Origin of the sequence: Mucilaginibacter paludis DSM 18603, from assembly GCF_000166195.2 — a bacterium.
GTDB classification, from domain to species: Bacteria; Bacteroidota; Bacteroidia; order Sphingobacteriales; family Sphingobacteriaceae; genus Mucilaginibacter; species Mucilaginibacter paludis.
Map to the genome: position 1 here is coordinate 3,475,333 of NZ_CM001403.1, position 24,269 is coordinate 3,499,601.

The following is a 24,269-nucleotide window of genomic DNA, read 5'->3' on the forward strand; positions in this document are numbered from 1 at the left end:
GTATATTTATAGGCCAATGCATGTTCACAGGCAAGCTTTTATCCTAAGCTAACATTTTTTTATCAATAGTGAATTTAATGAAATTAAATAAATGCTTTTTTTTGTTCCTGGTAACATTAGCCATCCAGATATCGCCGATTATGGGCCAAAATTTAGCCCTTATACAAAAAGCGGGTTCCTTAAGTTACCAAGGCAAATTTAACGAGGCGTTGCCCCTTTTTAATAAAATGCTGGACTCGCTAAAAGCCGAGGCCGATAAAGACCCTGGAAAAAAGCAGGAGTACCTGATATGGCTCCAAAACAAAGGACTCATATATGAGCACATGGGCGATTTTTCGACAGCGGAGCAGATATACCAACAGATTATTTTAGAGGAAATCAATTTAAAAAATGATTTAGACAACGGCTATGAACGACTTAGGGTACTTAACCTGCTATCGGGTTTATATGAGAAAATGGGCAATAACGAAGGGGCCGAAGCTATTTTGGAGGATTTGGTTTTTTCCGAATATGCTAATTATAAAGAGTCTGATGAAAAGGGTCAGTTTTTTGAATTTTATACCAGACTGTACAACAGCGATGCCAAATCGAAAGCCGGCCTTGATCAAATGTTCGCCATATATGGGATAAGCCCGCAGCTTACAGAACCTAAAAAAGCGGAGGCATCTACAGGATCTGACTCATCAGCTTTATCTAAAAAACTAGCGAAATTTTGGGCGTACTACTTACGGTTAAAAGCTGCTGCTACTGATACGGCATCGGGCGTAAACGCCGGTTATTTAACCATGATGTTCCCATTCAAAAGTCAGAATATATATACGCAGGTGTTTACACCGCCGACTGCAGAACAACTGAACACTTTAAAAGAAGGCAAAGAAAAGTTTGGCGGCGGCAGATCCGGACTGATTTTTAACGACCCATGGAACGAAGTACAAAGATTATTTATACTATACAAAAAATTAAATAATTATATCGCTGCCGAAGCTTTGATAAAGCAGGCTATTGCAGTTGATGACAAAAAGCCCGACGGAGGCGATCAAACTATGAATGGCTTGGTAAATATGTATCTCAAGGCCCCCATGACTGGCGAAGTTATGAAACAGGCCGGTATAAAAAATGATGTTGCAGCCAATATGAACCAAATACTCAATGTAAATAATCGGTACCAGGGCACGGATATTTTTTATATACAAAATAAAGCTTTGCTGGCAGGGCTTTATAAAGATACTAGGCAAAACGCAGAATATACTTTGTTAAGTGATACGATTTATACCTTATGCCAAAAATTAGATACCGTCTCCAATCCACTGATAGCAAGCCGTCTGGCCGATACTTACACCGCAATTGGTAAATATGATGAAGCCCTTTCATCGTATAAAAAAATAATAAACTATCATAAAACCCAATCCGGCAATAATATCGTTTCATCGCAGCTATATTGGGCCGCATTATTGCACAGCGCACAATTGTACAAACAGAAAGGTAATTACGAAGCCGCTAAAGCCGATTTACTTGAGGCGCTGGTATACGATAAAAAAATATCGGGAGAGAAATATATTGATCACATGGACCGGGTGATAGCGTTGGCCCAATTACACGACGACACGCGCGATTTTAAATTGGCCGAGCAATATTGTGCCAGGGTTTTAGAATCGGTAATGAACACCATACGCGATAACTTTAGTTTTTTGAGCGAGCGCGAAAAAATGTCACTCATTAATAATGAGATCTCGGCTTTTGATTTTTCGGCATCCCTGATGTTACATGATCCAAAACCCTCCGATAAATTTATAACGCAGGTGTATAATCAGCAGTTGGATCTGAACGGACTTGTTTTAACCGATGAGCAGAAGGTTTTTGAAAATATACGTAAGAATGGAAACCCGGTGTTAAAAAAACTTTTAACTGAATGGCAGAGTAATAAAAAAGCGATCGCCTGGCAATACAGTCAACCGGCAGCGGTTTTTAAAAACCATACTATAGATAGTTTAAATACTATTGCGAATGAACAGGAAAAAAAAATCAACCTGTTATCAAACGCTTATTTAAATAACAATAAGAACCGGCATACAGATTTTAGTGAGATACGAAAAAAGTTAGGTAATGACGAAGCAGCAATAGAATTTACCCATTTTAAATATTACAATAAACAATGGATGGATTCTACCTATTACGGTGCATTTATTGTGCTTGCTAATGATTCTGTACCACATTTTGTGCCACTTTGTGAGGAGAGGAAATTAGCGGGACTGTTGCAAAACGACAACAGTTCGTCTAAGCAATTTATTGAGAAATTATATGGCAACGGTATTAATCCGGCAGGTAACACCATTTCTGGCAGGCGGAGCGATTTGCTGTATCAATTGGTGTGGCAACCACTTCAACCCTTTTTAAAAGGTATAAATAAAATTTACCTAGCTACCGCAGGTTTGCTTTCCCGTGTGAGTTTTAATGCATTGCCCGGCGATAACGACCAATACCTGTTTGATAAATATGAAATAAGGCAATGCAGCAGTATACGCCAAATTGTAGAGCAAGTGATACCGGGCCAGATACCAGTAGGAGCATATGCCGTTCTATTTGGCGGCATTGATTACGGAACTGCAAGTGAAGGCAAATTCTGGGGGCCGCTATCTACCACTTTAGATGAGGTAAACTATATTAATACGCTGTTGGCGGCAAATAACATAAAAACAATTTTGCTTACCAATACAGCTGCAAGCGAAGAAAATTTAAAACAGCTAAGCGGGCATTCGCCGTACGTTTTGCATATGGCAACGCATGGTTTTTCAAGACCATTGTTGGATACAGCAACCAAGAATAGTTTTTCGGATGGTAACTCATTTGTCCTGGCTGATGATCCGATGCTGAGGAGCGGCATTATCCTGGCTAATGCAAATAATGTTTGGAGTGGCGGAAAACCTGTTGAAGGCAAGGAAGACGGCATTGTAACCGCCTATGAAATTGCCAATCTGGATTTAAATGGCACAGAACTAGTGGTGCTTAGCGCTTGTGAAACCGCTTTGGGCGACATTAGGAACGCAGAAGGCGTTTTTGGTTTTCAACGCGCTTTTAAGTTAGCCGGTGTGCATTACATGCTGTTAGGTTCGTGGGATTTACCCGCTACCGAAACAGATCAGTTAATGAGGGATTTTTATACCGATATATTTAAAGGCGCTTCCATTTACCCGGCTTTTAAAGAAGCACAAAGTAAACTAAGAAAAAATAATCCGCCTTATAAATGGGCCGGTATGATATTAACGGAATAACGTAAGACAATAAAAAAGCCACTTAGTATACATCAGCTTCTGAACGTTTAAAATCAATCTGGTTGATAAAGGATAGTATCTCTGGACAAAATACCTTTAAGGGGCTTTTTAGATTGTCCTAAATGCAACAGAAAGCTTACGGAAAGCGCGTCTAAAGGCTGTGGTGACACTACTATTATTACCACTGTTCAGCGTCCTGAGGCGTTCGCTTTAAGGCCGAAGCTGTGAATATAGTGTTTGAACAGGAAGTGAATAAGATAAAGATCAGGGACGGTTACGAGCCTTTCTATATTGATTCCTTAAGTAAAGCTTTCAGGCAACAATCAAATAATGGTAATTACAGCCAAAAGCAGATTATTGACGAGATTAAACTACTGAATAAAAAGATAGAGCAGGCAAGGGATTTTTTAATAACAGGAGCGTTTACCAATACAGATTTCCAGGCGGTGAAAGCAAAATGTGAAAAAGAGATTAGCACCCTTGAGAAGAAACTACCTGATATTATCCATACCTCCAGGATAATTGATAAACTCCTCGAAAACTGCATTTACAATCTTAAAAAGCTGAATACCAACCACAAATCCCTATGTTGCTGATTAACAAAAAGTTGGGATCAAAAAAGGACTGGACAAGTTCAGAGTTATCTGACTTGTCCAGTATAGCGAACGTGTTATACAAATCTCGACCTATTTCCTGTCTGATTTGCGTTTAATCGCCCGATTTGGATTTATAAAGTTGAATTGCCTCATTGTTATAAGTAATAGTTTCACCTTTATTCCCATCGTTTGTAATATTGCTGTTATCGGCATAACTGTATTCGGCTACTTTGTTTAACATACCATTATAGCCTATTGGATTTCCCGATAAATTTAATACACTGGAAAGCTGATTAACTCGCATTTTTATTACTATAGGTAAATGTTACCCATTATTAATGTAAAAGCAGTTTATTACTCGACGTGGCATATGCCTTATTAGAGTAGTACGAGGCTTTATATCTTACAGCGAACTTTTTTTGATTTTCTTACTTTCTGCTTTCTTGTTCACTAAATCATCGTCTGTTGCTTTGATTTTGCCGAAACCATATACTAAAGAAAAGCCAATATTTTGCATTCGGGTGGTTTGAAAATAGCTATTCGTGATTCCTGGAGAATTATAAAAGGAGCTTAATTTATTACCCCAATTAAACATTTCATTCCAAGAAACTTTACTGTTAAGTTTATCTTTAAACCAGCTTTTATTTAAGGACAGACTGGTATTTGGACTTTTTAACTTTTTAATTTCAAATAAATCGTCTTCAACATCGAACTATAAGGATAAATGAAATCTTAGGAAATATTGAACTGATTAACAGTAAGTTAGCTGTAAAAAAGAACTGGACAAGTTCAGAATTATCTGACTTGTCCAGTATGGTGGGAGCTACTGGGTTCGAACCAGTGACCCTCTGCTTGTAAGGCAGATGCTCTGAACCAGCTGAGCTAAGCTCCCTTTTCTTTCGAACTTTTTCGGATAACCTTCGTTCGTTTTGGGATTGCAAATATAGGACTGTTATACATTTTTGCAAAATATTTTTTCACTTTTTTTGTAAGTTTGTAAAACGGAGTTTTTCTGCAAACTTTTGGTCTTTTTTAGTGTATTACTTACTTAACTGATTTTTAATTGATTATTGCTTAAATACATCGAACCACAATGCCTGATTCTATACCTAAACGAATAATCATTTTTGACGACGACGAGGATATTCTTTCCATCTGTTCCTATATTTTGGAAGAGCAGGGCTGGCAGGTACATACCTTTACCGATTGTAATGATATCATTAACAAAGTTAATGGGATTAAACCCGACGTGATCCTGATGGACAATTGGATTCCTGATATCGGTGGTATACAAGCCACCCAAATGCTCAAAAAGAACGACGAGCTCAAAAATATCCCCGTAATTTATTTTTCGGCCAATAATGATATCCAAACCCTGGCAGGTAATGCTGGTGCAGATACCTTTTTAGCCAAACCCTTCGATATCGACGAGCTGGAAAAGGTAATTAAACGCGTAATGACACCGCACTCTTAGTCCGGAATCGGGAGTCTTGAGTAGGGAGAGTCTTGAACCGGTGATGGGTTGGGGTTTTCATTCGCGATTCTTTAATGTAGAATCGACTTTAATTTTTCACGCATCTAAAGCCCACCAACGGACTTTCGGTATTAAAGGCTTTTCAGCTCCGGTATAAAGCCTCTGATGAACGCCTCAAGGCTCCTGACTCACAACGGCTCCCAACTCCGGGCTCTGAACTGATGACTCAGGGCTCAAGACTCAAAACTATCCCAATACCTCCTCCAGTATTTCGTGTGAATGCACGTGCCCAAAGTTTTCAATATGCATGGAATAGTATTCCAGCAATTTGGCAATCAGGTAACGGCGTTCGTCGTTGCTCAGCTTGAGTTGCTGCATATTCTCAAACGAATATTGCAATAGTTTATTAAAGTTTTGGGTATGCGGCGGCGATAGGTACAGGGCATGGTCGGGCTTGTAGCGTTTAAATACGCCGTCCTTCATATCAAAAAAATCGGCATTGATATCCTGGTTCACTTCCGGGTAAAAGCCCATGTATCGCGTAAGCTTCAATAAAAACAACAGGTGAAAGTTGGCCAGGCCCTCCTGCTGGTGTTCCAGCCACTCAATACCATGAAAAATAAAGTTGAACAGGTTTTCGTCCGTGTCCTGGTGTTTTACCGCCTTATAAAGCACCTCGTTCAAAAACAAAACAATCGAGGTTTTAATCATATCATAAGGGATGCTTTGTAAAACCGGCGAGTTTTTTAATTCGGCAATACGCTGTACGTTGCCGGTGGCCTTATGATAAACCACCATATCCAGCAAATACAGGGGCTGCAGCATATTACGGCTAATTTTGGCACGCGGCTTTTTTACCCCGTTTACGATGTACGATTGCAATCCGAATTTTTCGGTGTACACCTGCACAATTACGCTGCTCTCGCCGTAATTGGTGGTTTTAAAAACAATGCCCCGGGTTTTATGCAGCATAAATTATTTAAACAACAGGATAATTTTGGGTAAAAAAATAATGCAGCCTGTTACCAAGGCAAAGGCGGCTGTAACGGTAACGGCGGCAGCGGCAATATCTTTTACGCGCCCGGCCTTTTCATGATAGCCCGGCGAAACCAGGTCGGTTAGCGTTTCGATGGCAGTATTTAATAATTCGGCCGAAAGTACCAGGGCGATGCAAAGGAGTAGCCAAAGCCAATCGGGCGTTGATACATGCAGGCTCAAGCCCAAAATTAAGGCTACGGCCGTTAAAATTATATGAATCCTGATGTTTAACTGTGTGCTAAATGCGTAGCCCATGCCTTTAAAGGCATAGCCAAAACCCCTTATTAATCTTCTCATGGCCTGGTTGAATTTAGGATAGTGTCACAATATCGCGCTTTAAATTATAGTTTAATCAAATTTCGTAGTTTTGCGCCCGCAGCCGAAATTATTGTGCTAATGATCTGGAAAAAACTTGCCAACCTGATTCTCAAAAATCGTTTAACCATTCTATCTTTCGTATTGGCCTTGAGTGTGTTTATGGGCTTCGAGGCCAGTAAGGTTAAACTTACTTATAATGCCGGCAAAATACTTCCTGTTACCGATTCGGCTTACATCCGTTATACTCAATTCCGTAAATTATTTGGCGAGGATGCTACCGCGATGGTGCTCGGCATCAAATCGCCCAACCTTTTCCGCCAGGATTTTTTTAACGATTGGTACCGCCTTGGCGATCATATCCGCCACATTAAAGGCATTACCGGTGTGGTATCGTTAGCCAATGTTTATAAACTTCAAAAAGATACGGCCGAACATCGCTTTGTATTAAAACCACTGATTACCGATACTGCTACCTCGCAGCAAGCGGTTGATAGCGTTAAAGCCCAGGTGTACCAAATGCCTTTTTACAAGGGCCTGATTTTAAGCGGCGATAAGCAATCGTCGCTGATGGCGGTTTCCTTCGATACCAAAATATTAAATACCCCCAGGCGCGACCAGGTGATAGCCGCCATTTTAGCCGCCATAAAACCGTTTGAGGCCAGGCAACACCTTACCGTACATGTATCCGGCCAGCCTTATATCCGTACGGTGGTCAGCAAACTGGTATCGCATGAGTTTGTGTTGTTTTTAGGTTTGTCGTTAGGTATTACCGCCTTCATCCTGCTCATCTTCTTCCGGTCATTTTACCCGGTGCTTTTCCCGGTTATCGTGGTAATTTTCGGTGTTGTATGGAGCCTCGGGCTGCTGGTATTAAAAGGCTATAACATCACCCTGCTAACCGGTATTATTCCGCCGCTTATCGTTATCATCGGTATCCCTAACAGCATATTCCTGCTCAATAAATACTATCATGAGTTTGCCCTTACCGGGGATAAGATGCAAGCGCTGCATACCGTGATCGAAAAGGTAGGTATCACCACCTTTATTGCCAACGTAACTACAGCCATCGGCTTTGGGGTACTCTGCTTTACCAACAGCCAGATCTTAACCGAATTTGGTTTGATCGCCTCCGTTAGCATCATGCTCACCTTCGCACTAACGCTGATCCTGATCCCGATAATTTTTAGCTACCTGCCCGCTCCGGGTAAAAGCCAAAGCGGCATTAAGGACAGGCGTTTTATGCAGGTGCTGCTGGTTAAGGTTGACCATTTTGTGCATCATCAGCGCAAGCTTATTTACACGGGCGTTATAGTATTGCTGATCATCAGCGGTTACGGTGTGTCTAAAATAAACGTAAACAGTTATATTGTTGATGACCTGCCTAAAAAGAGCAGCACCCTAACCGACCTGCGCTTTTTTGAATCGAACTTTAAGGGCGTATTGCCTTTGGAGCTCAGTATAGATTCGCGCCGGAAGAACGGGTTAATGAACCTCGGCATGATCCACAAGGTAGAGCGGCTTGAAAACATGATCTCAGCCTACCCGGAGTTTAGCCGGTCGATCTCCTTAACCCAGGTATTAAAATACTCTACCCAGGCCTTTTACGGTGGCGACAGCACTTATTACCGCCTGCCTAACAGCATGGAACAAAATTTTATTTTAAGCTACGCCGCCAACTCGGGCAAAAGCAATAACATGCTGCGCAACTATTTAGATAGCACCAAACAAATTACCAGGGTAAGTTTCCAGATGGTTGATGTGGGCTCCAAAAAGCTCAACGTGATATTCGATCAGTTACGACCACGCATTGATTCTATTTTTAACCCCGCCAAATACCACGTGGAGTTAACAGGCTCGAGCGTGATATTTGTAAAAGGCGCCAACTATATGGTTAAAAACCTTTACGAAAGTTTAAGCCTGGCCATTGTGCTCATCGCGCTGGTGATGTGGATCTTGTTCCGGGGTATCCGGATGATTGCCATATCGATATTACCCAACCTGATTCCGCTGGTCATAACCGCCGGGCTGATGGGTTATTTGGGCATCGCACTGAAACCATCTACCATCCTGATCTTCAGCATAGCGATGGGTATCTCGTCCGACCAAACCATTTACTTTTTAACCCGGTACCGCAACGAGCTGCGTACCACAACCAAAAGCATCTCGCAAATTATATCAGATACCATCCGCGAAACCGGCATCAGCATGATCTATATCGCCACCATCCTGTTTTTTGGTTTCGGCGTTTTCGCAGCCTCTACCTTCGGGGGCACGGTTGCGCTGGGCATCCTGTTATCTGTAACTTTACTTGTCGCGATGATCTGTAACTTAACCCTGCTCCCTGCGTTTTTGCTTACTGCCGAAAAATATATCGATAAAAGGAAATTAAGAGGACCGTTACCGGATACCGCTGCACAGGATATTTAGGGTGTTTGCGTATATATCAATGCATAACGTGCGATTCCGACAGCAGGTGTCGGTAACTTAAATAGAGTTCATCATAAGTATTGACCCGGCCGACTGGAAAAAATAGGGATTAAGTTTGATTTGGGTTACATGTTTGATGCAGAGGTAAAGGAAGAAAAGCCTCCTCTGTTAATTTGAAGATCGAGGCTTGAAGTCATACTGTTCTCTATTTTTCAGCGCTTTCAAGGGCTCTATTGGTATTGGGGTAATGCGTCAAAAAAGCGTTCCAAAAACAAGCGGGAGCGAATACAGTAATAGCCTCGTTTGCGGCTAAGAGGCTAATACGTTAATAAGGATAACCTATCAACATTTTAATTCACCTCCCATCAATTCATCGCCCTCATTTTTAAATGAAAAGCAACCTTAAGTTTATCGTCAGTTTTAATCATTCCGCCTAATTTTCGGGGTGGGGTGAGGTTAAAGTCGGAGAAATTGATATCGCGTGAGCCTAATAAATGGATGGTTTTTTTGGCATCTTCGGATATCTGGTAGTTTACCTCCATGCGCTTGCGGGTACCGGCAAGCTCAATATCCACCATCCCGGTTATCATTTCGGGCTGGGTACTTATCTGGGGGAGTTTGTTGAGCGTTAAAAAGCTGATGTGCAACTGCGGAAATTGTTTGTCGTTCAAGGTCTTCCGCAGGTCATGTGTCATGATGCTGTTATGGCAATCAAAACTTTGGATGTTCAGGTTAATGCTTCCGGATAAAACAACACCTTTTACGCATTTGCCCTTATATACTATTAAAGTATCTGTTTGGTTATAATTGGGAATATCGCACGTAAATGTGTTGATGTTGGTACTGCCGTTCACGCTCAGGCTACTGCTTTCGGTTACCATCCAGCGGGTTGTTTCGGCTGGTGGGTTTAATTGCCCAAGCCCAACCAGTTTAGTCAAAAAAAGCAACAATAAATAGGCCGGTAAAACCTTTTTATAAAACATCGCCGTAAATTTTTATTGTTAATTAAAAAAGCCAGGCCGAATAGCTCAGCCTGACTTTTCACTAATCAATCAAAACACCTAAAATCCTACAACTGCTGAAAACATGAAGCCTTTAAACACTCCACCGTTATAAAGGCTGGTAGCATCAAAGTCTTTATATCTTTGGTCTACGTATTCACCTTTCATCATAATATTTCTGGTAAGGAACCAACCTGCTGAAGCTACATTGCGGTTGATAGTTACATCAGTTGTGTTACCAACAATGGTAGCGCTAACGGTATTGTAACGGTAACCTACCCAAAAGTTCTCTTTGTTTTCAGGGAACCTGTAAATTAAATCGCCGGCAAATTGTTTAGCGCTACGGTTTGATACTTCGGTAATAGTACGGCCTTTTGCAGTTTCGGCAGTTCCAAAAAACTCAAGCCCTTTGTATTTTAAAAACAAGTTGCCCATATAGCTGTGGTTTTCCTGGCTAAAGCCTGGGTTAAACCTTCCTGAGAAGGCGTTATAATCAATAGCTTGGGTTGTAGTTGTGGTTGCAGCCCCGTAAGGAGTTGAAAAAACGTTGTAGTAGTTTGATCCAGAACGGTCGCCACCAAATAAGGTGCTGCTGTTAGCACTGTTTACGGTATAGAATGATCCTGTAACCCTCAGCCTGAAATCAGTATTCAACTGTTTGTCGTAACCTAATTTTCCTAAAAATGCTGGTGGGTATTTATTAATATTACCAGTTTCTGCATCAACTTTAGTTGACTCGATAGTAGTTGGATTTAACTCGCCGTTGGTGATGGCACCCATTGCAAATAAACCTGTTTTAGCGCATTTGTAATAGATGTGCATACCAATTTCGGTAGAAAACTCATCCATGATATAGTTTTCAACAAACGGATTGTAAATGGTATTACCACCGTCAGACCTTCTGTAATGTTGATCGCCGTAATCGATGTCAGATTCACCGATGGTAACGGTTACACTTTTCATTATCCTGTTTAAAAACTCGCTGTGTAAAAATTCAACCTTATCAATTTGGATGTAGCCACCTTTTACCCAGGTTTCTTCGTGGTGCCTGGTAGCCAGGTATGATGTAAGGTTTAAACGTACACCATCAGCCAGTTGAACATCAAAGCTCATGTTGGCCATTGGCAGGTTAAAACCATCAATAAGTGGTGTTAGCGCGTTAGTATTATAAACGGTAGTACCTACGGTTTTCAATACTGGTGTAGCTGTATTTGAAGCCCTTAACGATTGGAAATTCATGGTAAAGCCACCGCCAACTTTTACTTTAAGGCCTGTAAATTTAACGGTGTCTTTCTTGCTGGTTTCAAATACGTTAATCCCCAATTTATTATTCGGACGAAAAAATTGCATTTGTTGTTCTTGCGCTTTTACAATCACTGGCGCAAAGCTGAGCGCAGCAAGAGCTAAAAAGCTAATGAGTGTATAAAATTTAGTTTTCATGATACATTTATTAATTTATTTGATAATTGGGTTAGATTATTTTTTATAATTAAGGGTATATTGTATAGTTAAATCGTTAGCTACCTTCATGGCACCCAGCATAAAGCTTGGAGGTTGAATTTTAAAGTCTGTCAGCTTTATTTTTTCAGCTCCGGTACAGGTGATGCTGTTATCGGGGTTAACTACAGCGGTTACATCCATTGATATTAATTGAGGTACCCCTGTTATGGTTAGCTCGCCTTTAGTTTTAATGAGGTATTTATTTTTTTGAATGGTAGATATTACAGCCGAGCTAAGTTTGTAAGTAATTTTAGGATATTGATCGGCTTTAATAGCTTTGTAAGTACGGTCATCCATGCCGCTGTGCTCGCTCTTTAGGCTCTTGGCGTCTACCGAGAAGCTTAGTCCGCTAAGACCTTGCAGTTGCTCGCCATCAAATTTAAAATCGCCCTGACTTTCCATTTTTGTCGACGTCATGGTCCAGTCGTGTACATTGGATGATCCTAATACTTTAATTGCCACATCTTTACCTGGCGATAATCTATAAATAGTTTGCGCTTTTAACTGCGGTGTAGCCAAAAAAATAATAGAAGCTATAATGGCCGGAATAGCCTTGATTGTTCTGTTAAATAATTTCGTTTTCATTTCGTTTTTGTTTATGATCAAAAGTAGACCGGTTTTACTACGCCCGGAATGATGTGTGTTGTGAAGAAATATGATGGACATCATTTTAAATATGGATGCCTTGCAGCAGTTTTATATATTAAACCATAGTAAAATGAAAACTATACTTGTATTAACAGACCTTTCAAAAAAAGCGGAAAACGCTTCGTTATATGCTTTAAAGCTCGCCGAAAATTTACGTGCCAACATAATCCTTTACCATTGTTTTAAGGTATTCAGGTCTGTAGTACTGCCCGAAACAGGCATGTGGCCGATGGATGGTTATGAGGATATTAAAAATGAAAGCCTGGTAGAGTTAAAGAAATTGGGCGACAGGCTCGCAAAACATCATCAGCACGGTAACTTTAAGCCAATGATCCAGATTTGCAATGACATGGGCGACCTGGGAAGTAATGTCCATCAGCTTGCTGAAGAAAAAAATATCGACTTGATTGTGATGGGCGCCAAAAGCGATGATATTGTATCGCATATACTATATGGGAGCGAAACCAATGCGGTACTCGAAGAAGTAAAGTGCCCCATTCTGTTCATCCCCGACCAATGCAGTTTTATTAATTTAAAAACAATTGTATTTTCTGTTGATCTCAAAAAATACTATCCTAAAGCGGTGGGCTTTTTAATTGATATCGCCAGGATCCATCAATCGCAAATTATAACCTTACATATAGGTACCAATAGTGATATCAATCCCAGCCAGTTTGTAAATATGATCCAGAATGTATTTGAATATACTCATGTTGCCTCGAAACAAATCCCCGGAGAAGATGTGGGCGAAAAGCTGGAAGAGTTTCTGTTACTGGCCCACCCGGATCTGACTGTCATGGTCCACCACCAGCGCTCAATATTCGGCGAATTTATTCCTGGTAGCAACAGTAAGAAAATGTTATACCGCCACAAAACTCCGTTATTAATTCTGCGCGACTAACCGCCCTTTATACAAAAATTAAATGCCCACCATTAATAATTAATGATGGGCATTGTGATTGATGGAATTGTGATAAGGTATTAAAATACAGGTAAGGTTTCTTCTATTTTAGACGATGGGAAAACCAACATAGGCTTAACCAGGTGATCGGCCATTTTTTGGGTAACGCTGCCATCGTACATTTTTTGGAAAAAGTTTCGTTTACGATGAACCATCACCAGCAGGTCGATATCGGTATTTTGCGTTAGCCAGCCCAGACCACGTGTAACGCTTTTATTTTCGATAGCCTGGTAGTACATTTTTGGATATTTTATTTTTGATGATACCTGCTGAAAAAAGTATTTTAAAGCCGGGCGGTCTACCTGCTCAGTTTGCTTACTATCGGTTACGTGGGTAATTAAAATTTCTGAGTCCGAGTATTTAGCCAGGCCAGCCAGGCAGTTCAACACATCCATGCCGTTTTGATTCAAATCAGTAGCGAAAGCTATTTTTCGTAAGCCCGTAAACGGAACCTGGTACGGTACCACCAATACCGGACAGTGCGCCTCCTCAATAATTTCGCTGGCATGATTGCCTAACAAAAACGAACTTAAACCATTGGCGCCATGCATGCTTACAACAACCATTAATACATGCCGCGTGCTGGCAATCTCGTTAACGGTATCGCCAATATCGCCAGACCGGGTGCAGTAGCCAATTACTGGTTTAAACTGCCCCTCAGCTACATGGGTGCTCAGTTGTTTTCTCAGGCGGCTGGCCAGTTCGCTTAAATCATTCATACTATCCTCTTCCAGCGTATCATAGTTTTCAAGTGGCCATGATGCCTGGGCGGCCATGGGCTCGTTTGATGGAACCTGGAATATATTGCATAGCAGTAAGTCCGCTTTAATTTTTTGAGCAAGTTTTAAGGCGTACCGGGCAGCATGCTCGGCCCTGATGGTAAAATCTGTTAATACTAATATCGTTTTCATGGTCTCAATATTTACTGGTTGATAATGGGTTAATTGTGCCCTTACAGAAGCCTTAGTTTAAATACCATTTTGTTAAAGCACTCAACGACTATGTTAAATGGCTTCTTCTCAAAAATATGGCATGGCCCTCAATCGGTACTTGATTGTAGTCGGAAATAAAAATGACTCTCATCATTTTTATTTAATAATTATTGATTGCGCAATGAGCCCCGCTGGTTTGTATATGATCATTGATTGATAAAAACATGACTTGCGTCAGTTTTCGCCCGCAACATTAGACCTAATTTTGGGTGCTTGGAAATTACTAATTGATCACGCTAACATTAAAACACACTACAAAAAACAACATGGGTCATACATTTCACATCCCGGTATTGGGTTTGGGCTATTCTGTTGATACACCGCTCAAAGTTTCCCGCTATGGCATCTCGTCCGTTATGTCAATAGTAGATGATGAGCTTATAGAAAGAATGCGGGAGTACCACTTGAAAAGTAACGGCGAAAACTACGTTGCCATTTCAAAATCAGAACCGGATAGCCGCTCCAAACGCATCACCGCTTATCTCAATATGGTCGAAAAATATGTCGACCTTCAGTTTGAAAGGTTAAAGAACGAACCATTTGAACCCGGCAGCGACATTACCCGCTATTTTGAACTACTGCCTGAATCATCACAATTAAAACAGGGTTATGATTTGATGATGGAGTACCCGGACGGGCCGCGCAAAAGCATCTTCCAGAATATATTGCGCAAAATGATTACCAAAGGCTCTATTGATGTTAATATCATGGCCAAAGTGGATAAAATGAATTTCGATGCCGACGGCAACTTTACAGGCAACGAAAATACCGACGCCCTTTGCTCTTTACGCGGCTTTGCCGAAAGTAGGCTGGAGTCGTCGGTGGTATTATCCGCAGGAATGAATCCACGTTTGTACAGCTATATTGAAAGCTTTAGCGATTTTTTTCCTGATGTTAACGGCCGGTTGAAAAAGAGGATTATCCTGAAGGTAAGCGATTTTAGGTCGGCCCTCATCCAGGCCAAATTTTTGGCTAAAAAGGGTCTTTGGGTTTCCGAGTTCCGGGTGGAGTCGGGCTTGAACTGCGGCGGGCATGCCTTTGCAACCGAAGGCTATTTATTGGGCCCTATTTTAGAAGAGTTTAAGCAAAAAAAACAGGAGATGCTGGCTGAGCTTTGTGAGCTGTACAAAAATGCCTTAGTGAATAAAGGAATTGCTTTAAACCAAACACCGGGACAACGCCTGAGTGCCCAGGGAGGCATTGGCACCGCGAGTGAAAACGATTTCCTGCTCGAGTATTACCAGTTGGATGCAACCGGCTGGGGAAGCCCTTTTTTATTGGTGCCCGAAGTTACCAACGTTGATGATGCTACCTTAACACAGTTGGCCACAGCAGGCGAAGATGATTTTTACACCAGTGCCGCATCGCCATTAGGGATATTGTTTAATAACTTTAAAAATAGCGGCATCGACCTGCAACGCCTGGCACGTTTGGAAAAAGGCAGGCCCGGCAGCCCCTGCACCAAAAAGTTTTTATGCACCGATACCGAATTTACCGAGCAGGCCATTTGTACTGCATCGCGCGAGTATCAGAACTTAAAGATCAAACAATTGCAAACCCTGGAATTACCATCCGGGGAATATGATCAGCGCTTTAATTCCATTACCGAAAAAATTTGCCTTTGCGAAGGTTTATGCGCTTCAACTTTTATCAAGTACGATATTGTTAAACCTAAGGAAAGCAGGGCTGTAGCGGTTTGCCCAGGGCCTAACTTAGCTTATTTTGGCAGGACGTATTCGTTAGAAGAAATGGTTAAACATATCTACGGCAAGCTCGATCTGCTGCAAAACATTCAGCGGCCGCATATTTTTATGAAAGAGCTTGAGTTGTATATCGATTACTTGCAAACAGATATACAGGCACATCTGAATGATCTGAACGATAAGAAAAAGAAATACCTTAATAAGTTTAAAGCCCAATTGCACGAGGGTATTAACTACTATAAAAAGCTTTGGGAACAACTACCCGGGCAAGCGGCAGACCTTTTCCCAAGCTTATCCGACGAGTTAAGGTCGATGGAAAATAAATTAAATGCCATCCTTATTTTAGAGTAAATTTCGTGCCCAATCATTTTAATTATGGTTGGTAAAACTAAAAAGGCCCTCAACTGTGGTGTGACCCCAAAAAGTTGGACAGTTTACAAAATTAAGTTTTTTGTACGAGAGCTCGGTATTCCACCGGGCTCTTTCCATTTAACCTGTTTTTTATTCTTTCATTGTTATAGTAATGAATGTATTCTTTTAACGAAGTTATAAATTCTTCCGCAGTTTCAAAGCTCTGTTTGTACAGTAATTCTGTCTTTAAGATCCCAAAGAAGCTTTCGGCCAAGGCATTATCCAAGCAGTTTCCCTTTCTGGACATGCTTTGAATAATTCCATGTTTTTCCAAAGCCTTTCTATATCCATAATGTTGATATTGCCACCCTTGGTCAGAGTGAAAAATAAGTCCCCTTATATCTTTCACTTTATCAAAAGCCTCATATAACATTTCATCTATCATCTGCATATTTGGAGATTTTGAAATACTATAAGAAATGACTTCCCCGTTGAACATGTCAATTATAGGAGATAAATAGATCTTCTCCCCTTTAATGTTCATCTGAGTGACATCCGTAGCCCATTTCTGATTAGGCAGATTTGCCTCAAAATCCCTTTCAAGTACATTAGGGGCAATTTTACCAACCTCACCTTTGTATGAGCGATAACTTACTTTCCTGATATTGCATTTTAGGCCTAATGTTCCCATCAATTTTTGGACAGTCTTGTGATTTATGCTATAACCCCGGTTCTTCATTTCGGCGGTGACCCGCCGATAACCATATCTGCCTTTATGCAAGTGGTATATACTTGCGATCTCTTCTTTTTCATGCTTGTATTTATCATCATTTAGGCGCTTGCGATGATAATAAAATACAGAACGAGCCATCTGTTTGCAATCCAATAGAATTGAAACATCATGTTCGGGCCTTAGTTCTTCGATGGCTTTTGCCCACTCATGCGTTCGCGGGCTTCTTTTTCCTTGACTAAGGCCGTGACTTTTTTAATAGTGCGTTCTCCGCCCGCAAACGGCTATTTTCCGCCTGGAGCTTCTCTACTTCTGTTTCAGGTTCAAGCTTCTTTGATCTTCCCATGCATTTAGGTGGTCGTCCAGGATTCTTTTGCTGGTATAGTACTGCATATCCCTCAACCCGTACTGATCTTACCCAGCGCTCTAAAGCAGTCTTGCTTAATCTATATTCCAGAACAACCTGATTTAAAGGTACTTTTTTTTCTATGACAAGCCTTACAACTTCTTCTTTGAAATCAGGCGTGGGCTTGACGTTAGGTTGTTTGAGCAGCCCACTTTCGCCATAAAGATCATATTTCCGAACCCATTCCAATATCATGCCTTCACGGATATGGCGTTCGCGGGATATCCGTAGAATCGGCTTTCCCTTTCTTACTTGAGAAACTACATCAAGTTTCTCTTCAAATGTGTGCTTTGACATAAATAATAAACCCCAAAAGTTTTTGTCTAACTTTTGGGGTTCACTTCAACTGATAGGGCCTTTTTAGTTTTAGGCTCAAGCTACTCGCGTCATAGCTTATTGGCCATGCTCAGGGTACACAGTAATTGCCCCCGGTCAACAATCGCCGCCACCAGAGCTATCCGCTCCTTCGCGATTTTTTCAAGTTGAACGCAAGCGCGATGATGACATTTTAAGGCCCACCTATTATTTAGGAAAAATCCGGTTGAGTATTTTAAATTTTATCCTATTTTTAAAAGCGAAACAACACTACCTATTATTTACTAATCGCGTAAAATTGGAACTTACAGAAGACCAGATATTCGCCCTCGCGCCTGATGAAGCCTCGAAAAAAGCAGGGCGCGATTTAGCCGTGCCTTCCAAATGGGTAAGCAAAGCATTTAACGATACGGCCCTTTGGGGCGAATGCCAGGGTAGCGGCAGCAAGCCCTATCAAACCCAGGTTGATCTGGGCGAAATTGCTTTCAAATGCTCTTGCCCCAGCCGTAAGTTTCCGTGTAAGCATGGTTTAGGCTTATTGTTACTACGCGCCCGCCAACCCGGCTTGTTTACTGACTCCGCTATGCCTCCATGGGTGAGTGATTGGATCAGTAAACGGTCGGAAAAAGAAGTAAAAAAAGTAGAAAAGGCGGAGAAGCCCGTTGATGAAAATGCTCAGGCCAAACGGCAACAGGCACGTGAACAAAAAGTGGGCGCGGGCATTGCCGAATTACTGGTTTGGATAAAAGATATTGTACGAAACGGAATTTTAACCCTGCCCGAAAAGGGAGCACCCTATTGGGATAACATGGCACGCCGCATGGTTGACGCGCAAGCCACCGGGCTGGCAGCTATGGTGAGAAACCTCGGAGCAACCAATTTTTGGAACGAGGGCTGGCAAAGCAGCTTTATGGATAATTTATTGCAACTATACCTGGTGGCCGGGGCTTATCAGCACCTTGAGTCCATCAACCCCTTATTACAACAGGACATCCGCTCGGCTATAGGCTTCAGCCTCAACCAGGACGAACTTAAACAACAGGACGGCGTTAACGATACCTGGTTGGTATTGGGTAAAGAAAGCCGGCAGGAGCAGCAGCTCACTATTGAGCAAAATTGGTTGTATGGTATAAAAACTAATAGTTACGCTTTGATATTGCAATTTACGGTGGGTGGGCAGGTTAATCACCTGGTGCTTACACCGGGTACATATCTTCATGCCGAGCTATCGTTCTTTCCATCGGCGCTGCCTTACCGGGCCATCATTAAAGACCATAGCATGGCACACCCCGCCCTCAGCGGCGATAGTCCCGGTTTCAACAATTGGCAGGAGGTGGCCCTTCACGAAGCTCAACTCAATAGCCGCCTGCCCTTTAGAAACGAAATGCCTTTTATTATGGCATCTTTAAAACCTGTACAATATCAAAAACAGTGGTGGCTGCAAGATCAGGACGGCTATCTATGCAAAATAGCGACCGATTTTAAACAGATATGGAAGCTGATGGCCATGAGCGGCGGCGAACCCTTAAGCATGACGGTGATAGGCAAAGAGAACAACTATCGCCCACTTGGCGTTTGGTATCAAAGTACTTATACAACAATTTAATGAAAGCCTGGGAACACATCATTAATACGGCTATGCTTGGTACAGATAAGCCTTTTCCTGGCGTTGCCGATCTGCCGGAAGATGTAGCGGTAATTGCAGGCGCTATTGACACCAACGAGGACCTGGATAAAGAATTGAAGTTTTTGCAAAAGGCTGCCGTAATATATAACTACAGGCAATGCGGCTTTGTTGCCATGCAGAAGAACGACCTGCCCCTAAATGCCGCCGGGCCAGAAACAAAACCCTATTGCTCCGGCATGGCGGCCAGCGTTTTAAACAACATACTGGAAGAAGATAATATCAGCTTGTTAGAATTTTGGTTAACGCAATGCAGCAAAAGCAATCAGCTGTTTTTGCCCGATGTATTACCAAGCCTACTGGATAAAGCCCAAAAGCAAACAGCATTGCAACCGTTGGTAATAGCCTGCGGCGGCAACCGTGGCGAATGGTTAGGCCGCTTAAACCCCGCCTGGAATTATTTTACCGTTTTACCTGATGAAGAACTATGGCAAACCGGCCGGCCCGAAGATAGGGCAAAAGCCCTAACCAATACAAGGCGAGCCGCCCCTGACCGGGCAAGGGAATGGCTACAGCAAACCTGGCCGCAAGAGAATGCCGCCAGCAAGGCAGAACTGCTCAAGATATTAAAAATAAACAGCAGCGCTGCAGATCTGCCCTGGCTGGAAAGCTTACTTAACGAGAAAGCGCAGAAAGTAAAGGATGAGGTGATGGCTTTGCTCAAACAGATTCCCGGCTCATCCATTGTAAGGCAATACGAAGAGTTGCTGAGCCAATCCGTGATTCTGAAAAGGGAGAAAGCTTTATTGGGGATGATGACAAAAATTTCTATCCAATTAAAACTACCGGCCAAGGTAGATGAAAGCATCTTTAAATCGGGCATACAAAAGCTAACAGGTATAAAAAGTACCATGACTGATGAGGAATACATCATATACCAGTTGATTAGCGCTATTCCACCTGTTTTTTGGGAGCAACAATTCGAGATGGGCCCTGAGCAGGTAGTTCAACATTTTGCAAAGTATGCCCCATCCATGGTAGGAGCCTTGGGCATGGCAGTGTCTCTTTTTAAGGCTGAAAGCTGGATGCGGTACTTTTTGCAGCTCGATGGTTTTTATGTTGATTTTATCAACTATCTTGATCCGCCTGAACAAGAAAAATACCTGTTACGCTTAATGAATTCCGAGGCCAAAGATGCTATACACTACGCACTACTTTGTAACCAGGAGTGGGGTTTAACATTCACAGCTAAGGCAGTTCAGTATATGGCTAATTACCCATATCAATATAACCGGACATTTTTTAACCAGCATATCGGTTTAATACCGATAGCGATCATCAGTCAGGTTGAAAAGATTGAACCTACGGATGCCAATATCCGGCAGACCTGGGAAAAGAGCAAACATCATTTAATTAAATTACTCACCTTAAAGCAACAAACGCTTCGGGCCTTTAACGCGTAAAAACCTAAATATGTCACAGATACTACGTCAGCATGCAGAGCAATTATTTGCACACGAACTGGAAGAAATCAAAAAACAGGATCACGAAAAGCAACCCGCCAACTGGGTATTATCGCCGCAGGCCGTAGTTACCTACCTGATGGGCGGCAAACTTAAAAACGGCTTTGAGGTTTCGCCAAAATACATCGGCAACCGGCGCCTGATGGAAATAGCGGTAGCAACCCTCACCACTGATAGGGCCCTGCTGCTTTATGGTTTGCCGGGTACGGCTAAAAGCTGGGTGAGTGAGCACCTGGCGGCGGGTATCAGCGGAGACTCTACCCTCATTATCCAGGGAACCGCCGGCACCAGCGAAGAATCGGTACGTTATGGCTGGAATTATGCCCGCTTAATTGCGCAGGGCCCTACACCCGACGCCTTGGTGGAAACACCGGTAATGCGCGCCATGAAAGATGGCAAAATTGTGCGTTTGGAGGAGCTTACCCGCATTGGCGCGGATGTGCAGGATACGCTGATCACCATCCTGTCCGAAAAAACATTGCCCGTGCCCGAGCTCAACATCGAAGTGCAGGCTGTAAAAGGCTTTAACGTGATAGCCACCGCCAATAACCGTGACAAGGGTGTAAACGAACTTTCGAGCGCGCTAAAACGGCGTTTCAATACCGTGATTTTGCCCCTGCCCGATTCGATAGAAGAAGAAATTGATATTGTACGCCGCCGTGTGGAGAGCTTCGAAAAAGTAATGGAGCTGCCAGCCGAACCGCCCGCTTTGCAGGAGATCCGCCGGATTGTAACCATTTTCCGCGAGTTGCGCAGTGGTGTTACGCTGGATGGCAAAACCAAAATCAAGATCCCCACAGGTACTTTAAGTACAGCCGAAGCTATTTCGGTTGTGAACAGCGGACTCTCTATGGCGGCTTACTTTGGCGATGGGCGCCTTACCGCCGCCGACCTGGCAGCCAGCATCATTGGCTCGGTAGTTAAAGACCCGGTGCAGGATAAACTGGTATGGCAGGAGTATTTGGAAACCGTAGTGAAACCCCGGAGCGATTGGAGCGATATTTACCGCGCCTGCCGCGATTTATAATACCAACCCTACATGGCAGTAAATATTTTAGGCATCAGGCACCACGGGCCGGGCTCGGCAAAAAACGTGAAGGCTTTCCTGGAATCGGTAAAGCCCGATATTGTACTGGTGGAGGGCCCGCCGGAAGCCGATGCGATGTTACAGTGGGTTGGACACGCGGAACTGAAGCCGCCGGTTGCTTTGCTATGTTACCAACCCGATGATCCGCAACGATCCGTTTTTTATCCCTTTGCCGAGTTTTCCCCGGAGTGGCAAGCTATTCTGTATGCTCGCCGGCAAAACATCCACGTCCGCTTTATGGACTTGCCAGCTGGCAACCAGATGCTGATTGAAAAAGAGCAGCAGCAATTACAGCAGGATATCCAGCCCGACGAGGCGTATATTAACCAGGAGGCACAGCCTGTTGAACTATTACAGCTCAGCAAAAACCCCATCAGTTACCTCTCGGATGCAGCTGGCTTTGCCGACCAAGAGCAATGGTGGGAACATACTTTTGAATACCGTTTAAATAACGATGAAGTATTTGATGCCGTAGCCGAAGCCATGCAGGCCGTACGCGAAAGCATCCCTCAAAAAGATAAGAAGCTGGAGCAACTACGGGAGGCTTACATGCGCCGCACCATCCGGCAGGCCGAAAAAGAAATGTTCCATACCATCGCCGTAATCTGCGGCGCATGGCACGTACCCGCATTACAGGCCAAGGTATCGCAAAAAGAGGATAACGACCTGTTAAAAGGCTTGCCCAAAGTAAAAACAGAGTGTACCTGGATCCCCTGGACATTTAGTCGCCTCAGCTTTCAAAGTGGCTATGGGGCGGGTATTAATTCGCCTGGCTGGTATAGCCATGTTTGGCAATATCCCAACGATGATGGTACCCGCTGGATGGCCAGGGTGGCGCAAATATTCAGGAAGCAACAGATGGATACGTCCGTTGCCCACATCATCGAAGCGGTTAGGCTGGCCGGTTCATTAGCTTCGCTCCGGGGCTTGCCCAAGGTAGGTTTGGAAGAATTGAACGAAGCCACCTTAAGCGTGCTTTGCAACGGCGAAAATATTTTATTGAAACTGGTGCACGATGAACTGATCGTCGGTCAGCAAATTGGCGATGTACCACCTGAAATACCCAAGCCGCCATTGCAGCTGGATATTGAAAAATTGCAAAAAAAATTGCGGCTTCCCGCCACTGCGGATTTTAAAGATTATACACTCGACCTGCGCAAAGATACCGACCTGGAACGCAGCATATTTTTGCACCGCCTTCAGTTATTAGGCATTGCCTGGGGCAGGCAGCAATTTACAACCGGCAAAGGCACGTTTAAAGAGCAATGGCGCCTGCAATGGGATCCTGGTTTTTCTGTTGAAATTATTGAGCGCGGCAACTTAGGCAATACCGTGGCCGAGGCTGCCGCCAACAGCGTACTGCAACAGGCCCAATCGGCAACCGATTTAAAGATCATCAGTAATCTGCTCGAACAAAGTATCCCGGCAGAATTGACAGAAGCCATACAGCAATTAATCGTCCGCCTTAAGAATTTAGCTGCCGCGTCTGCCGATGTAATTGAACTGATGGAAGTTGTGCCCGGGCTGATTACTGTGGCCAGGTATGGCAATGTGCGTAAAACCGATGCCACCGTGGTGCTCAATATCATCAGCAGTATCATCACGCGTGTATGTATCAGTTTGCCCAATGCCTGTGTTGCCATAGATGATGACGCTTCCCGTAAATTGCTCGAGCTTTTTTTTAAGCTGAATGATGGCATCAATTTATTGCAGGATACCGAGATAACCACGGCATGGCAGCAAACTCTGCAGGTAATTGCAGGCAATACCAATACATCGCCTATCATTAGCGGTTATACTACCCGCCTGCTTAACGACGGTAAACTACTCACAGGCGAGCAATTAACACAGCATTTTAGCTATGCCATGTCGGCAGCTACCGCCCCAGTAACAGCGGCGGCCTGGCTCGAGGGCTTTTTAAAAGGGAGCGGTACCTTGCTGTTGCTTGATCAGGATCTTTGGCAGATGATAGACCATTGGGTATCCGGCTTAGCCGACGAAACATTTATGCAGGTGCTGCCCTTACTGCGCAGAACCTTCGCCAATTTTTCGGGTCCCGAAAGAAGAAAGCTGGGCGAAAAAGTACGAACCGGGGGTGCATCCGGCCAGCAACACACCGCAACACAGGCCGGATTCGATGCCGAAAGCGCAAAACTGGGGCTGCCGGTAATACTTGAACTATTAAATTTGGCGATGATATATTAATTTACAACTTTGGCCGACTATTAGGTGTGTTTTGAAATCAGGAAAGAATAAACACCCAACAATCAATTTATTTTTCTACTTTAAAGGCGCCTTATTAGAGT

The 24,269-nt window shown here is 43.0% G+C and carries 18 protein-coding genes, 1 tRNA gene and 1 pseudogene; 10 read left to right on the forward strand and 10 right to left on the reverse strand.

All coding sequences use genetic code 11. From position 1 onward, the window contains the following. The first annotated feature begins 77 nt into the window (after positions 1 to 77). On the forward strand, positions 78 to 3,269 hold the full coding sequence (locus MUCPA_RS14670) for a CHAT domain-containing protein (protein ID WP_008507378.1): 3,192 nt from the start codon (positions 78 to 80) through the stop codon (positions 3,267 to 3,269). 224 nt (positions 3,270 to 3,493) lie between these two features. Beyond that, a complete protein-coding gene (locus tag MUCPA_RS14675; RefSeq protein WP_157543916.1) occupies positions 3,494 to 3,865 on the forward strand; it encodes a hypothetical protein in 372 nt (123 codons plus the stop codon). A gap of 112 nt (positions 3,866 to 3,977) precedes the next feature. Here MUCPA_RS14675 and MUCPA_RS38260 read toward each other — a convergent pair whose 3' ends face one another. Together MUCPA_RS38260 and MUCPA_RS14690 are read right to left on the reverse strand one after the other, a co-directional pair. After that, entirely contained in the window at positions 3,978 to 4,169 is a 192-nt protein-coding gene (locus MUCPA_RS38260) for a hypothetical protein (RefSeq protein ID WP_008507379.1), read from the reverse strand. Positions 4,170 to 4,679: 510 nt separating this feature from the next. Then, positions 4,680 to 4,757: transfer RNA gene (locus MUCPA_RS14690), tRNA-Val, on the reverse strand. A 201-nt stretch (positions 4,758 to 4,958) separates the two neighbouring features. Between MUCPA_RS14690 and MUCPA_RS14695 the strand changes: the two genes are divergently transcribed. Further along, positions 4,959 to 5,339: a response regulator gene (locus MUCPA_RS14695; RefSeq protein WP_008507382.1), complete on the forward strand. Its 381-nt coding sequence runs from the start codon at positions 4,959 to 4,961 to the stop codon at positions 5,337 to 5,339. 246 nt (positions 5,340 to 5,585) lie between these two features. On the opposite strand, the gene recO is transcribed toward MUCPA_RS14695, so the two are convergent. Then, positions 5,586 to 6,311 carry a DNA repair protein RecO gene (gene recO, locus MUCPA_RS14700; RefSeq protein ID WP_008507383.1) on the reverse strand — a complete coding sequence of 242 codons (726 nt, stop codon included), beginning with the start codon at positions 6,309 to 6,311 and terminating at the stop codon, positions 5,586 to 5,588. Between the two features lie 3 nt (positions 6,312 to 6,314). Then, entirely contained in the window at positions 6,315 to 6,674 is a 360-nt protein-coding gene (locus MUCPA_RS14705; RefSeq protein WP_008507385.1) for a diacylglycerol kinase family protein, read from the reverse strand. A gap of 99 nt (positions 6,675 to 6,773) precedes the next feature. Here MUCPA_RS14705 and MUCPA_RS14710 point away from each other — a divergent pair, with 99 nt between their 5' ends. Beyond that, entirely contained in the window at positions 6,774 to 9,122 is a 2,349-nt protein-coding gene (locus MUCPA_RS14710) for an efflux RND transporter permease subunit (RefSeq protein ID WP_008507387.1), read from the forward strand. A 365-nt stretch (positions 9,123 to 9,487) separates the two neighbouring features. Here the strand turns inward: MUCPA_RS14710 and MUCPA_RS14715 are convergent, their stop codons facing one another. From MUCPA_RS14715 to MUCPA_RS14725, 3 genes are all read right to left on the reverse strand, one after another. Continuing rightward, a complete protein-coding gene (locus MUCPA_RS14715) occupies positions 9,488 to 10,105 on the reverse strand; it encodes a YceI family protein (RefSeq protein WP_008507388.1) in 618 nt (205 codons plus the stop codon). Positions 10,106 to 10,183: 78 nt separating this feature from the next. Beyond that, entirely contained in the window at positions 10,184 to 11,563 is a 1,380-nt protein-coding gene (locus MUCPA_RS14720) for a hypothetical protein (protein ID WP_008507390.1), read from the reverse strand. A gap of 36 nt (positions 11,564 to 11,599) precedes the next feature. Beyond that, positions 11,600 to 12,208: a YceI family protein gene (locus MUCPA_RS14725; RefSeq protein ID WP_008507393.1), complete on the reverse strand. Its 609-nt coding sequence runs from the start codon at positions 12,206 to 12,208 to the stop codon at positions 11,600 to 11,602. A 133-nt stretch (positions 12,209 to 12,341) separates the two neighbouring features. Here MUCPA_RS14725 and MUCPA_RS14730 point away from each other — a divergent pair, with 133 nt between their 5' ends. Continuing rightward, complete coding sequence (locus tag MUCPA_RS14730) at positions 12,342 to 13,172, forward strand: universal stress protein (RefSeq protein ID WP_157543917.1); 831 nt, start codon at positions 12,342 to 12,344, stop codon at positions 13,170 to 13,172. A gap of 80 nt (positions 13,173 to 13,252) precedes the next feature. Here the strand turns inward: MUCPA_RS14730 and MUCPA_RS14735 are convergent, their stop codons facing one another. Further along, positions 13,253 to 14,143, reverse strand: a complete 891-nt coding sequence (locus MUCPA_RS14735; RefSeq protein ID WP_008507396.1) for a universal stress protein — start codon at positions 14,141 to 14,143, stop codon at positions 13,253 to 13,255. A gap of 347 nt (positions 14,144 to 14,490) precedes the next feature. Between MUCPA_RS14735 and MUCPA_RS14740 the strand changes: the two genes are divergently transcribed. After that, positions 14,491 to 16,278, forward strand: a complete 1,788-nt coding sequence (locus MUCPA_RS14740) for a hypothetical protein (RefSeq protein ID WP_008507397.1) — start codon at positions 14,491 to 14,493, stop codon at positions 16,276 to 16,278. Between the two features lie 91 nt (positions 16,279 to 16,369). Here the strand turns inward: MUCPA_RS14740 and MUCPA_RS14745 are convergent. Both MUCPA_RS14745 and MUCPA_RS14750 read right to left on the reverse strand, forming a co-directional pair. Next, a pseudogene (locus tag MUCPA_RS14745) lies at positions 16,370 to 17,209 on the reverse strand (IS3 family transposase); the annotation flags it as partial. 37 nt (positions 17,210 to 17,246) lie between these two features. Next, positions 17,247 to 17,711, reverse strand: a complete 465-nt coding sequence (locus MUCPA_RS14750; RefSeq protein ID WP_008507398.1) for a helix-turn-helix domain-containing protein — start codon at positions 17,709 to 17,711, stop codon at positions 17,247 to 17,249. A gap of 316 nt (positions 17,712 to 18,027) precedes the next feature. Here MUCPA_RS14750 and MUCPA_RS14755 point away from each other — a divergent pair, with 316 nt between their 5' ends. Genes MUCPA_RS14755 through MUCPA_RS14770 form a run of 4 tightly spaced genes read left to right on the forward strand, consistent with a single transcriptional unit; the run spans position 18,028 to position 24,168 of the window. After that, entirely contained in the window at positions 18,028 to 19,335 is a 1,308-nt protein-coding gene (locus MUCPA_RS14755; protein WP_008507400.1) for an SWIM zinc finger family protein, read from the forward strand. After that, positions 19,335 to 20,816 (forward strand): DUF5691 domain-containing protein, encoded by a 1,482-nt coding sequence (locus MUCPA_RS14760; RefSeq protein ID WP_008507401.1) that lies wholly within the window; start codon positions 19,335 to 19,337, stop codon positions 20,814 to 20,816. The genes MUCPA_RS14755 and MUCPA_RS14760 overlap by 1 nt, the downstream gene beginning before the upstream one ends. 10 nt (positions 20,817 to 20,826) lie before the next feature. Next, the gene (locus MUCPA_RS14765; protein WP_008507402.1) at positions 20,827 to 21,903 is read left to right on the forward strand and encodes an ATP-binding protein; all 1,077 of its coding nucleotides are present in this window, start codon (positions 20,827 to 20,829) and stop codon (positions 21,901 to 21,903) included. A gap of 12 nt (positions 21,904 to 21,915) precedes the next feature. Beyond that, entirely contained in the window at positions 21,916 to 24,168 is a 2,253-nt protein-coding gene (locus MUCPA_RS14770; protein WP_008507403.1) for a DUF5682 family protein, read from the forward strand. Positions 24,169 to 24,269: the final 101 nt, after the last annotated feature.